Raw genomic sequence first — 9,425 nt, 5'->3', positions numbered from 1 at the left:
CCCACGGTTACTTCGGTCGCCTGATCTTCCAATACGCATCCTTCAACAACAGCCGCAGCCTTCACTTCTTCCTGGCTGCCTGGCCCGTTGTCGGCATCTGGTTCACGTCCATGGGCGTGTCAACCATGGCCTTCAACCTGAACGGTTTCAACTTCAACCAGTCCATCCTTGATGGACAGGGCCGTGTTGTAAACACATGGGCCGACATGGTCAACCGTGCCGGCCTCGGCATGGAAGTGATGCACGAGCGCAACGCTCACAACTTCCCCCTCGACCTGGCTGCTGCTGAGTCCACTCCTGTGGCTCTGCAAGCACCCGCCATCGGTTGAGGATCCTGCTGCGTTCAATAGTTCCCCGCCGAAAGGTGGGGATTTTTTTTGTCTTTTGCCCCGATCGATGTCTTAATCATTCATGCATTGAATGCAATGGCGTCGCGGCATGTCGGTTATTCAGTTGTCTCCACTGGCATCCATCACCACGGGATTTCAGGTTTTGTTGATTGGCAAACGGCTCAATCGCAAATGGGGCGCCCTTCAGCGGTATCAAATCTCTGAGCCTGTTTCGGGGCAGGCTGGTGTTCCATCTGATGGGACGTGATTACGACGCAACCGTGATCTGTGCAGGCTTCGGTGGTATTTAACTCGGCTCGACGCCCACGGCGATGGCGAACATGACGGCGATGACGCAGCAGTACGGGCCCTCCACCCATGCATTTCTGATCGTGCCGCTGGTCTGGCCTTTTCCTCGATCTGGTCAACGCTCTGTTGATTCCCGCTTTTTCTCGGTCGGTTGTGATCAGCTGAGTGCTGTTGTCGTTGTGCACGGCGTCGAGTTCAGCCATCACTGTTGTCACTGTTCAGGCAGCTTCGGGGCTCCAGTCGGTCTCGCATTCCAGTCGTTTCATCCACTGATAACAGCGATGGCTGAGGTGAGACCCCTGGGGGAGCAGCCGTTCGTGACGACTGCAGGCCGGCGTTGTGGTTCCGATGGGGGTCAGTGCGTGACGAAACCGCTCACAGGTGATGCAGACCATCAGGGAACGACTGGGGCGTAAATGCCTGTTTTCGATTGGAGGCCAGGGCTGTGGATTGCGAGAACTGAAGGCCAAGAGCCAATTGAGCTGTGCGTACAGATGTACTAGTTCATTCAGGTGTTGGCGTCAAGCGCAGCTGCCATGAAAATGGGTTCATGACAGATTCCCGACCCACCCTCCAGTTCGAGCTGGATGTGGATGCCATTCGGTTGCTCCATCGCTCGGTTCGCTTTCATCTCGAGAAGTGGCCTGGAGGTCCTGATCCCCAGGAACAGGAGGATCTTCATCGGCTGCAGACGTTGCTCTATGCGGCTTTGCTGGAGTGTTCGTTTGAGCAGGATGGAGAGCGTTAAACCCCTTTACGGCTTTTCGTTCAGGCCGGACATTGATCAGTGGTCGAACTACAACGGGTGAAGAGCAGGAGCCGTGGTGTCGCAGGATCACAAGAGCATCGCTTCATCCGAATCCCAGCGCTGGGACGCTGTTGATGCCTGGTTTGAGTGCATCACCCAGTGCTCTGTGGATGGCGCAGACGATTGCATCTCCAGTTGCGTGAGAACCCACCTGGGAGAGGAACAGGAGCTGTGGCAGAGCAGTCTCTGCATGTGAGCCGTGACCATTTGGATCGTTCTTGTGGTCCTGGTTCTGATGCTGTCCCTGCTTGGTTGGCGTTGGAATCAGCTGGAGATTGAGAACCTGCGTCGCCGCTCAACGCGGATGGTGAAGGGGATTCGCCATCGACGACGTTTGTTTCGCTAGTGCCGATTCGTCAGGACACGTCATGAGGAATATTGGGAACTCATTGGCCTGGATTGGTTTGTTTTTTCTGGAAAAAATGATGTGATTGGAACGATGTTCTCAATGAGAGATCCTCTCGGCTGCACCAGTGAAAGAGGATCTGAATCCTCATTGGCGGTCATTCTGAGAAGCATCGCTTTCGATGGCATGTGATCTTTCGTGCCGTCTGCTTGGTGAGAGTTCTCTCAGGATTGCTTCACGCTCGGCTCAGTTAATAAACCTGATGTTTGGCTGAAATGAAGGGTGTTATGGAAAGTCTTCGCTTTCATCGCAAGCATCCAGGCCGGTTTGCATTGCTGCGCCTGCGTGATGCTGGTGTGTGGATTCTCTATCCATGGCTGCTGACAGAACTGGCTTTGCCCATGCAGCCGGATGAAATGGCGTTGCAGCCATTGATTTTACGGGTTTTGGTTTATCTCCCCTGCTGGGTTTTTGGGCTCGGGATCTGCAGCTCTGGCGGACTCATCGGTGTGAAATCTTTGCGGCAGGGTAAAGAGCCGCTGCTGTCTGTCTTTGTTGTGGGAATGTCGCTATTGACCTGGATCCTGTTTCTTGAAAAACTGTCAACCTCGAACCATCTTTTTCAGTTTGTCACCTCTGAATGGATGTTGAGATGACGTCTTTAATAGATATTCAGGAGACGAAGCGCTTGTATATCCAGCGTACGAAATTGCCAATGATTGGTACTGGTTCGAAGGTCGGCCCAACGAAGTCAAAGTAATCCCTGTGCTTGATGATGAGCCCATCGCTGCCGAAAACAAGACGTGTTGCTCCTGGATAAATGAATTCAATACCCTTGATCTTCAGTCCCATTCGCCATTCGATGAAGGCGACATTATTTTCAATCGCAACGCACCCTGTTTCAAGAAAAACATCGTCACAACGTTGCATGAGGCTCTGCTGCGCTCGGATGTAGGACTCAACGCCGGATGTTGTTTGTGTTGGGTCAATGAACTCAACATTGTGAGCGTATATGGCCTTCCATTGCTCAGCTGTGGGTGCTGCTATCCCGTAAGGCTTCGTGAACAGTTCGCGGATTTTCTGTGCATCCAGCGGCGGCGTCAGCATGGTTCAAAGTTGGCGTTGACGGGTGGGCCTCCCTGGGGAGGTGCAACACAACCATCGCTCAGAGTGGTGGTTTCCGTGGGTGGTTGTTGTTCACGTTCTGGCTCTGTCTGAATTGGCTTCGGTGCGGCGTCCTGGAAGCGTGGTTCCTCAACTGTCTGGAGTTCACGTTGTTGACTCTGCAACAAGGGTATGGTCAGCCCGAAACCAAGGCCCAATAGGGAACCAGCAGTTGCAAACAGGCATCGACGCGTCCATTTGGACTTGACCTGATTTTTCTGAACTTGCTGTGCAAATTTAAAAATCAACCCCTATCTGTCCAGAGACAGTGTTGTTCGATGCTGGTGTACTCATGCTCTGGTAAGTGGATTGAAATTTCAACGATGTGAACAGGTTGGTCTGTGTTGATGGGATGAATTTGAAGGTTGCGGCGAAAGAGTTGGAAGGCTTCACCTCGGATGCGAAATTTGCTCTGAACTGATTTGCTACACCGAAATGGAACCATGGTGTGGGTTTCCAGCCGAAATCAACCCCGAAGAAAGCACCTCCGTAGCTGTTTCCGCAGTACTCATTGCTCGAGCAATCGTTTCCTCCACCGATCCACTCCAGTGAGGGACCTGTTTTGATGCTCAGTGTAGTTGTGTCGGATTTGATCAGTGGGAATCCCACACCGACGGAGGCGACGAAATCGTTGACTCCAGAGTCTTTTAAGTAATCGTAGTTATAATTTGTTAACGTGTAAGCGGTGATATTAGAACTTACAAACCTGTCGTAGGAGAGTGAAAGATTTCCTTTCTTGGTTTTGATTTCGGGGTCTTTGTCTTTGTCGTCGTTGCGGCTGTAGTTGATTCCGCCCGACAGCACGAAGATCTGATCAGCGTCTTTGTATCGGGTTGAAGCGCTGATGTTTCCGCTGAAGCTTCCATCACCATCGCTGTCGTTGCCGTTGAATCCTCCGCTGATGCTGCTTTTCCAAAGTGGGTCTGGTTCAGGAACCTTGATTGATGCCACGTCGATTTCGAGTCGTCCAAGGACTGGACTGATCAGAACGCGCACGTCATCGGTGCTTTCGCTTTCGAGCAACTCACCACTGACGACGTCTCCATTCACAAGGGTGAACTTCACCGTCTCGGCTATCGCAGAGGCCGCGCCTGTGAGGGAGAGCGCCCCGAGGACGCACATCTGAACCACGTATTTGAAGGGGAGCATCAGCAGATCAACTGAAAAAACCTTTGGATTGGAGCCAAATGCCAATGGCGATGAGAGGTGCCAGGCCAGCCACGAGGACTGTGATCTTCATCCTCAGGGGAGAAACCTGGCGTTCGCTTTGTTTCAGGGCCAAGGCTGAAGGGCGGGCATTGGATATTAATTGCCAGTGAAGATTAAATCCCCTCGGCGTGTTGTCGAATGATCCATGCGGTTGCTGCTCTCTGGCTTTGCCAGGCCTGGAGGAGCTGTTTGGCCAGGGTTTGCAACTGAACTGGATCCATGGTGGATTCAATCGCCCTGGTCAGGCGCTCCTGCTCGAATTGCTGTGAGACCGTCAGCTGAATTCCATCTGGCATGGGAGGGCAGTCGCTGCTGAGTCTTTATGGCCGGGTCGCTCCAACTGAATCGTCACAGTTGTGACAGCTCTGTCCCTCTGTCAGGCGATCCAGATGAGCGGCTAGATAAAGAAGTGTTGTGGACTGTTCGCACTTGAAGCTGATGTGCGTCTATAAGTGTTATGTAGCAACAGCTACTAAACGTTCACTCTGCCATCGGCAGAGCGCAGTTCGACCAACGCCATGGAACGGGGACGTTGGTCTTTCTTCGGATCTGAACATGACCACACTTCTCTACCGGGGTCAGAGCTACGAGCAAGGCTCTCTCGCAACCTCTCAGTTGCGGTACGACCGCGGTATTTACGGTGACCGCCAGAAGGATGCGTGCAGTCATCCTGTCCTCACTTATCGGGGCTGCACCTACACCGCTGGTCAGTCCGATACCTTTTCTTCAGGCGGCAATTTCCATTATCGCGGGGTGTCCTACAGCCGCTGAGTTCAGAGCTCGTATTCCTCCTCGAAGCGTTCGATCAGTCCGCGGTACAAGGCCAGCGTGCCTTCGGTTTCCTCGCAGAAACCGTCGGTGATGTAGGTCGCCTGCAGGTGGATGACGGCTGCTCGGACCTGTGCGAAAGCATCCAGATATTCGCCCTGGATGTCTTCGTCACGAATGTCGTTGATCAATGCCGTGAAGAGCTCCACCTTGCGTTTTGCGGCAGCGATATCCGCTTCCATGTCCTTGTTGAGTTTGCGCCGCTTTCTTGGCATCTCTCTTGCCGGGTCAGGGGCTGACACTACGGGAAGGGGGCTTGCTCATCGCTCCTGTTTCAGTTCCCTTCACCTGAAAATGACTCTCCGGCCAGGGCTTTGCTGCTTAATCTTTGGCCCATTGCCTGTCGTCATATGAATCCAACCCTTCGTGGCGTTGTCTACGTTTCCGTCTGGGTGGTGATCTGGGGAACGGTTGCCTCCCTCATGGATTGGTTGCTGCTCGCCGGGGAGGTTTATGGCACCGGATCGTCTGGACAAGCGGTCACCTTCATTGCCTATGCGGCCGCCACCGTGGTTCTGGCAACGCGTTTCTCAAATCGCTTCCTCACGTCCGGAGTCAACGATGGAAACAGCGATGGAAACGATGGGTCCGATCCCGATTGATCAGCCGTCGGGCCTGGTGAGAAAGGCGATCGGAATGGAAAACGTCAGGATTTTGTGGGGGTCTCCAGGAAAGATCGCCAGACAAGCCACTTCGCGATCGGCGTGGGCTTCCCGGGACTTGAGCACAAAATCCGTGGCGTCCTCGATGCTCCACATCGGTTGCTCATCCTGCCTGCGTTCGTCGCGGTAGGCCTGCCAGATCTCTGTGAAGGCCTCGGCGTCCTGCCCGGAGCGAGCCTCTTCGAGGGCGGAATCGAGACCGATTTCGTCGAAGCGTTGAAAAAAACGCTGCATCAAGGGGTGGCCGATGGTGGGCGAGGCCTTCACCATCGAATTGATCGTCCCCACGGCAGACACCATCAACCGCGGTTTGGTTCTGCGGGCGTCGATGACACCCACAGGGAGTGAAAGATCCCAGCGAGGATGTCCGCTGACCGCGCAAGCCAGATCAAACAGGCCAAGAGCGCATTGCTGAACAAGGCTTTGGACCTTTTGTTGATCCATGTTGTGACCCTAAAGAGGCTTTTGGTGTCGCGGATTCCCTCCGATCAAGGGTCGCTGTTGCCAGGATTCACTGGTCCGACACCTGCTCGATGTCCCTGGTTCAGATCTACCTGGATGCCGTGACCCATCAGGTCATCACAAGTGAGGAACTGGCCTATGTGGCGGGTAACCATGATGACTTCGATCGAACCGAACGGAAACTGTCTGCCCGGCTCGAACATCTGATCAGCTGCGGCAGCATCAGCGTTGGGTTGCGCTGAAGATTTTGTCGATGCGGTTCGGGTGGTCGTTGATGTAACGGTTGAACTCCATCGCCAGGAGCCGAGCCTGAAAGGCATCCGTGGCGTAAAAGCAATTCTCGAGAGTGTTGTTATCGGGGGTTCTGAATCGAACCGTGTAAGGCCTGCGCGCGCTCATGAAAGCTTCGCTGTGGACTTTCAAACCATGGCCCAGGTTGTTCAAGAAAATCCGCAACTGTTGTTCATCTCCTGACCTAAAAGTTGCTTTTCAGGAGTTGACTAACCGAAGAAAAGGTGCCTCAGGGACTTCAACAAGCCACTTATGCCACGCTTTTCCCGACGGAAAATCGTTCTCTCTGCGCTTCCACCCATTGTGGAGTCTCTCGACTTGGATGTCTGATAGATCCCTCGGGCTTGCGCGTCAAGAGGCTGCTGACTCAGGGAAGGGCGACAACTCCCGACCAGCTCTGAAGAACATCAGGAGCTCCCTGGGTCAAGGACGAGACCGCAGAACCTGATCCAATTGCAATTCCGATCACCAATCCCATCGCGAAAAGGATGGTTCCTGTCATCACCGCTCGTTCGGAGGGTTGCATGGTTTCCGTGGATCCAGATCCAGAAACAGACTTACGGGCACTGTGCCGGGTTACCAGAGGATGTCTGCTTTTAGACATAAAGGTAGAAATACCTGCTGATCAATGCGTTACGCGACCGCTACGACAGCAGAAGACCAGGAGCTTTCCTGCAAGCATGAAAACGATCGACGAGCACATCCAGAAGGATCAAGAGGAATTTCTGAAGGCTCTGGCAGAGCACAACGACGGCAAGGTCCGTCACCTCACCGAAGAGCTTCAATGGCTTCTGGATCACAAGAAGCAGTTCCCCGACGACACGCACGATCCATCTCCGTTGGAGCTGTTCTGCGAACAAAATCCAGACGAGCCTGAATGTCTCGTTTATGACGACTGAGCTCTTTGATCGTCTGGGACGTCTGGCGTTGGCGTCCATGTTCATCGCAGCTGTGCCAGGAAAAATCAGCGATTTTGCTGGCACGGTTGCCGGCATCGCATCCAAAGGTGTCCCGGAGCCGGTGGCTTCTCTGATGTTGGCAGGGGCCATCGCCTTTCTTGTTCTGGGATCGATCCTTCTTGTCTTCGGTCGCACCACCCGTATCGGCGCGGCACTGCTTCTGATTTTCCTGGTGCCGACCACCCTCTTGTTTCACGCTTTTCCGCCTGACTCAGGACTGATTCGCAACGTCACCTTCGCTGGTGCCCTGCTTTTGGCGATCACCCGGCCTCGACTGTCCCGACCATGATCAAGCGTGTCGCCGTCAGTGGGGCGTCCGGCAAAACGGGTTACCGCGTTGTTGAGGAGCTGTTGGAAGAAGGGTTCGAGCCACGGCTGTTGCTGCGCCCGGATTCCGTGCTGCCCGATCAGCTCAGCAGCTGCCACCAGCATCGACTCAGCCTGTTTGATCAGCAGGCCCTCGATCAAGCTCTGCAGGGCGTTGATGCCCTGGTGATTGCAACGGGTGCTCGGCCGTCAGTCGACCTTTCCGGGCCGATGCGGGTGGATGCCTGGTCAGTGAAGTCCCAGGTGGAGAGCTGCAAAAGAGTTGGGGTGAGCCGGGTGATTCTGGTGAGCTCTCTCTGTGCCGGCCGCTGGAGACATCCACTCAACCTGTTTGGGCTGATCCTGGTGTGGAAACGGGTTGGTGAGCGAACTCTTGAAGCCAGTGGTCTGGACTGGACAGTGATTCGCCCCGGAGGCCTTTCAGAGCGCGAAGACAACGTGGCCGCTGAGGGCATCCGTTGGAGTGATGCTGACCAACAGGAGAGCAATTCGATCCCGAGGCGCTTGGTGGCCCGTTGTTGTGTCGAGGCCTTGCAAGTGCCTGCTTCGATCGGCCGCATCCTTGAAGTCACCAGTGATCCGGAACTGCCCCAGAGATCGATGCAACAGGCACTGGCCTGAGTATCGGCGGATCAGCTTGTCGATCGGGCTGTCTTGAAGAGCACGCTGGGCTGAACTGATCAGTCTTAAAAAAGCCCGCCTCATTAAAAATTCCGCAATGCAGTTTTACGTCGTCAACGGTCAGGTCCCCTCGGAAACGCAGGACGAGGGCTACACCGCCTTCATCGACTACATGGAAAACGGAGCCCCGGAAGACAAAACCGACGGCTTCGAGCTTGTCGCTCGCCTGCACATGCCTGAGTCGGGACGCATCTGCGTGATCTGCAAAGCCGTGGATGCCAAGGCCCTGTTTCGCCATTTCATGTTCTGGCGTTCGATGTTCGGGGTCGAGTTCGAGTACAGCCCGGCCCTCACCTGCGGCGAGATGGTGGAGATGCAGAAGCAGCACAACACCCGGCTAGGCGCAGCTGACTGATCAGGTTCTCTCGGCAGGGAGACGGCAGGGGCCTGCTCGGGCCCCAACCGTCTCCGCCATCAGTTCCGCCACCTGCACGCTTTGAAAGTGCGTATAAATACTCAACCTGGTTATTTTTGCCTAGGCAAGGCGCACTGGCTCAACAAAACTTCTTAAATTCATGTAAACGATCACAGATTTATGGTCCGCGCCATTCTCACAAAGCCGTTCGTCGGCGATCTGGGTCTACTGCTCCTGCGCGTCTTCACCGGAGCTCTGCTGATTCACCACGGTTACGAAAAGCTGGCCAATATCGACAATTTCGCTGACGCCTTCGTCCGGCCACTGCACCTTCCTTTCCCGATTCTGCTGTCGTACGTCGCTGCGTTTTCGGAAATTGTCGGCAGCTGGCTGCTGATCACGGGTCTGCTCACCCGCTTCGGCGCCCTTGCCGTTGCCGGAACTATCTCAGTTGCGATCTATCACGCAATCATCACGGCCGGATTCAACATCTATCTGCTTGAACTGCTTGGTCTTTATTTCGCAGCTGCTGTGGCGATCCTTGCCGTCGGGCCTGGTTGTTTCTCCATCGACGAGCTGGTCAGCCGTCGTTTCGAGCCCGATCTGGAATTCACCTCAGAGTCCCTTGAGCAGCTGCTGAAGCGCACTCCGAGCCTGAGTGATGTGCCTGCTGCGCGCTGATCACCGATGAATTC

The 9,425-nt window shown here is 54.6% G+C and carries 20 protein-coding genes and 1 pseudogene; 14 read left to right on the top strand and 7 right to left on the bottom strand.

Translation table 11 applies throughout. The features are described from left to right. The 6 genes and pseudogenes from SYN9616_RS17925 to SYN9616_RS0106395 form a co-directional block, all read left to right on the top strand. Nucleotides 1–329: pseudogene (locus SYN9616_RS17925) on the top strand (photosystem II q(b) protein); the annotation flags it as partial. A 341-nt stretch (nt 330–670) separates the two neighbouring features. Further along, nucleotides 671–1,054, top strand: coding sequence for a hypothetical protein (locus SYN9616_RS17915; RefSeq protein WP_232200131.1), 384 nt, complete (start codon nt 671–673; stop codon nt 1,052–1,054). A gap of 134 nt (nt 1,055–1,188) precedes the next feature. Continuing rightward, the gene (locus tag SYN9616_RS0106410) at nt 1,189–1,386 is read left to right on the top strand and encodes a hypothetical protein (RefSeq protein ID WP_028952358.1); all 198 of its coding nucleotides are present in this window, start codon (nt 1,189–1,191) and stop codon (nt 1,384–1,386) included. A 76-nt stretch (nt 1,387–1,462) separates the two neighbouring features. Then, nucleotides 1,463–1,642 (top strand): hypothetical protein, encoded by a 180-nt coding sequence (locus SYN9616_RS0106405; protein WP_156918704.1) that lies wholly within the window; start codon nt 1,463–1,465, stop codon nt 1,640–1,642. Between the two features lie 3 nt (nt 1,643–1,645). Next, on the top strand, nt 1,646–1,792 hold the full coding sequence (locus tag SYN9616_RS17210; protein WP_156918703.1) for a hypothetical protein: 147 nt from the start codon (nt 1,646–1,648) through the stop codon (nt 1,790–1,792). Nucleotides 1,793–2,058: 266 nt separating this feature from the next. Then, nucleotides 2,059–2,448 (top strand): hypothetical protein, encoded by a 390-nt coding sequence (locus SYN9616_RS0106395; protein ID WP_156918702.1) that lies wholly within the window; start codon nt 2,059–2,061, stop codon nt 2,446–2,448. Between the two features lie 16 nt (nt 2,449–2,464). Here the strand turns inward: SYN9616_RS0106395 and SYN9616_RS0106390 are convergent, their stop codons facing one another. From SYN9616_RS0106390 to SYN9616_RS0106375, 3 genes are all read right to left on the bottom strand, one after another. Further along, nucleotides 2,465–2,899 carry a nuclear transport factor 2 family protein gene (locus SYN9616_RS0106390; protein ID WP_028952355.1) on the bottom strand — a complete coding sequence of 145 codons (435 nt, stop codon included), beginning with the start codon at nt 2,897–2,899 and terminating at the stop codon, nt 2,465–2,467. Nucleotides 2,900–3,193: 294 nt separating this feature from the next. After that, nucleotides 3,194–3,979 carry a DUF481 domain-containing protein gene (locus tag SYN9616_RS0106380; RefSeq protein ID WP_198015153.1) on the bottom strand — a complete coding sequence of 262 codons (786 nt, stop codon included), beginning with the start codon at nt 3,977–3,979 and terminating at the stop codon, nt 3,194–3,196. A 299-nt stretch (nt 3,980–4,278) separates the two neighbouring features. Continuing rightward, the gene (locus tag SYN9616_RS0106375; RefSeq protein ID WP_028952352.1) at nt 4,279–4,461 is read right to left on the bottom strand and encodes a hypothetical protein; all 183 of its coding nucleotides are present in this window, start codon (nt 4,459–4,461) and stop codon (nt 4,279–4,281) included. A gap of 259 nt (nt 4,462–4,720) precedes the next feature. Here SYN9616_RS0106375 and SYN9616_RS17205 point away from each other — a divergent pair, with 259 nt between their 5' ends. Next, on the top strand, nt 4,721–4,936 hold the full coding sequence (locus tag SYN9616_RS17205; RefSeq protein WP_037990746.1) for a DUF4278 domain-containing protein: 216 nt from the start codon (nt 4,721–4,723) through the stop codon (nt 4,934–4,936). A gap of 2 nt (nt 4,937–4,938) precedes the next feature. Here SYN9616_RS17205 and SYN9616_RS0106370 read toward each other — a convergent pair whose 3' ends face one another. Further along, nucleotides 4,939–5,208, bottom strand: coding sequence for a hypothetical protein (locus SYN9616_RS0106370; RefSeq protein WP_028952351.1), 270 nt, complete (start codon nt 5,206–5,208; stop codon nt 4,939–4,941). Nucleotides 5,209–5,343: 135 nt separating this feature from the next. On the opposite strand from SYN9616_RS0106370, the gene SYN9616_RS0106365 reads away from it, so the two are divergent. Beyond that, a complete protein-coding gene (locus SYN9616_RS0106365; RefSeq protein ID WP_028952350.1) occupies nt 5,344–5,595 on the top strand; it encodes a hypothetical protein in 252 nt (83 codons plus the stop codon). On the opposite strand, the gene SYN9616_RS0106360 is transcribed toward SYN9616_RS0106365, so the two are convergent. After that, entirely contained in the window at nt 5,596–6,099 is a 504-nt protein-coding gene (locus SYN9616_RS0106360; RefSeq protein ID WP_028952349.1) for a hypothetical protein, read from the bottom strand. It lies immediately after the preceding gene. An 89-nt stretch (nt 6,100–6,188) separates the two neighbouring features. On the opposite strand from SYN9616_RS0106360, the gene SYN9616_RS17660 reads away from it, so the two are divergent. Further along, nucleotides 6,189–6,359: a hypothetical protein gene (locus SYN9616_RS17660; RefSeq protein ID WP_198015152.1), complete on the top strand. Its 171-nt coding sequence runs from the start codon at nt 6,189–6,191 to the stop codon at nt 6,357–6,359. Here the strand turns inward: SYN9616_RS17660 and SYN9616_RS17655 are convergent. Beyond that, nucleotides 6,340–6,516: a hypothetical protein gene (locus SYN9616_RS17655; RefSeq protein WP_198015151.1), complete on the bottom strand. Its 177-nt coding sequence runs from the start codon at nt 6,514–6,516 to the stop codon at nt 6,340–6,342. The two genes, SYN9616_RS17660 and SYN9616_RS17655, sit on opposite strands and share 20 nt — an antisense overlap. 259 nt (nt 6,517–6,775) lie before the next feature. Then, complete coding sequence (locus SYN9616_RS17200; protein WP_156918700.1) at nt 6,776–6,934, bottom strand: hypothetical protein; 159 nt, start codon at nt 6,932–6,934, stop codon at nt 6,776–6,778. 154 nt (nt 6,935–7,088) lie between these two features. On the opposite strand from SYN9616_RS17200, the gene SYN9616_RS0106340 reads away from it, so the two are divergent. The 5 genes from SYN9616_RS0106340 (at nt 7,089) to SYN9616_RS0106320 (ending at nt 9,411) form a co-directional block, all read left to right on the top strand. Further along, nucleotides 7,089–7,307: a CP12 domain-containing protein gene (locus SYN9616_RS0106340; protein ID WP_028952348.1), complete on the top strand. Its 219-nt coding sequence runs from the start codon at nt 7,089–7,091 to the stop codon at nt 7,305–7,307. After that, complete coding sequence (locus SYN9616_RS0106335; RefSeq protein ID WP_028952347.1) at nt 7,297–7,656, top strand: DoxX family protein; 360 nt, start codon at nt 7,297–7,299, stop codon at nt 7,654–7,656. Before SYN9616_RS0106340 ends, SYN9616_RS0106335 begins: the two co-directional genes overlap by 11 nt. Continuing rightward, nucleotides 7,653–8,315, top strand: a complete 663-nt coding sequence (locus tag SYN9616_RS0106330) for an SDR family oxidoreductase (protein WP_028952346.1) — start codon at nt 7,653–7,655, stop codon at nt 8,313–8,315. Before SYN9616_RS0106335 ends, SYN9616_RS0106330 begins: the two co-directional genes overlap by 4 nt. 97 nt (nt 8,316–8,412) lie before the next feature. Next, entirely contained in the window at nt 8,413–8,730 is a 318-nt protein-coding gene (locus SYN9616_RS0106325) for a DUF3303 domain-containing protein (protein ID WP_028952345.1), read from the top strand. Between the two features lie 180 nt (nt 8,731–8,910). Then, nucleotides 8,911–9,411: a DoxX family protein gene (locus SYN9616_RS0106320; RefSeq protein WP_028952344.1), complete on the top strand. Its 501-nt coding sequence runs from the start codon at nt 8,911–8,913 to the stop codon at nt 9,409–9,411. Nucleotides 9,412–9,425: the final 14 nt, after the last annotated feature.

The organism is Synechococcus sp. CC9616 (genome assembly GCF_000515235.1).
Classification (GTDB): Bacteria; Cyanobacteriota; Cyanobacteriia; order PCC-6307; family Cyanobiaceae; genus Parasynechococcus.
The sequence above is the reverse complement of the archived record's forward strand: the minus strand, read 5'-3'. Positions and strand labels throughout refer to the sequence as shown.

Bases quoted from the DNA above. Each gene is read 5' to 3' on its own strand.
- SYN9616_RS0106390 (WP_028952355.1), bottom strand. From the start codon at position 2,899: ATGCTGACGCCGCCGCTGGATGCACAGAAAATCCGCGAACTGTTCACG.
- SYN9616_RS17660 (WP_198015152.1), top strand. From the start codon at position 6,189: ATGTCCCTGGTTCAGATCTACCTGGATGCCGTGACCCATCAGGTCATC.
- SYN9616_RS17200 (WP_156918700.1), bottom strand. From the start codon at position 6,934: ATGCAACCCTCCGAACGAGCGGTGATGACAGGAACCATCCTTTTCGCG.
- SYN9616_RS0106325 (WP_028952345.1), top strand. From the start codon at position 8,413: ATGCAGTTTTACGTCGTCAACGGTCAGGTCCCCTCGGAAACGCAGGAC.
- SYN9616_RS0106320 (WP_028952344.1), top strand. From the start codon at position 8,911: ATGGTCCGCGCCATTCTCACAAAGCCGTTCGTCGGCGATCTGGGTCTA.
- SYN9616_RS0106330 (WP_028952346.1), top strand. From the start codon at position 7,653: ATGATCAAGCGTGTCGCCGTCAGTGGGGCGTCCGGCAAAACGGGTTAC.
- SYN9616_RS0106360 (WP_028952349.1), bottom strand. From the start codon at position 6,099: ATGGATCAACAAAAGGTCCAAAGCCTTGTTCAGCAATGCGCTCTTGGC.
- SYN9616_RS17205 (WP_037990746.1), top strand. From the start codon at position 4,721: ATGACCACACTTCTCTACCGGGGTCAGAGCTACGAGCAAGGCTCTCTC.
- SYN9616_RS0106370 (WP_028952351.1), bottom strand. From the start codon at position 5,208: ATGCCAAGAAAGCGGCGCAAACTCAACAAGGACATGGAAGCGGATATC.
- SYN9616_RS0106335 (WP_028952347.1), top strand. From the start codon at position 7,297: ATGACGACTGAGCTCTTTGATCGTCTGGGACGTCTGGCGTTGGCGTCC.
- SYN9616_RS17655 (WP_198015151.1), bottom strand. From the start codon at position 6,516: ATGAGCGCGCGCAGGCCTTACACGGTTCGATTCAGAACCCCCGATAAC.
- SYN9616_RS0106365 (WP_028952350.1), top strand. From the start codon at position 5,344: ATGAATCCAACCCTTCGTGGCGTTGTCTACGTTTCCGTCTGGGTGGTG.
- SYN9616_RS0106340 (WP_028952348.1), top strand. From the start codon at position 7,089: ATGAAAACGATCGACGAGCACATCCAGAAGGATCAAGAGGAATTTCTG.
- SYN9616_RS0106375 (WP_028952352.1), bottom strand. From the start codon at position 4,461: ATGCCAGATGGAATTCAGCTGACGGTCTCACAGCAATTCGAGCAGGAG.
- SYN9616_RS0106410 (WP_028952358.1), top strand. From the start codon at position 1,189: ATGACAGATTCCCGACCCACCCTCCAGTTCGAGCTGGATGTGGATGCC.
- SYN9616_RS17915 (WP_232200131.1), top strand. From the start codon at position 671: ATGACGGCGATGACGCAGCAGTACGGGCCCTCCACCCATGCATTTCTG.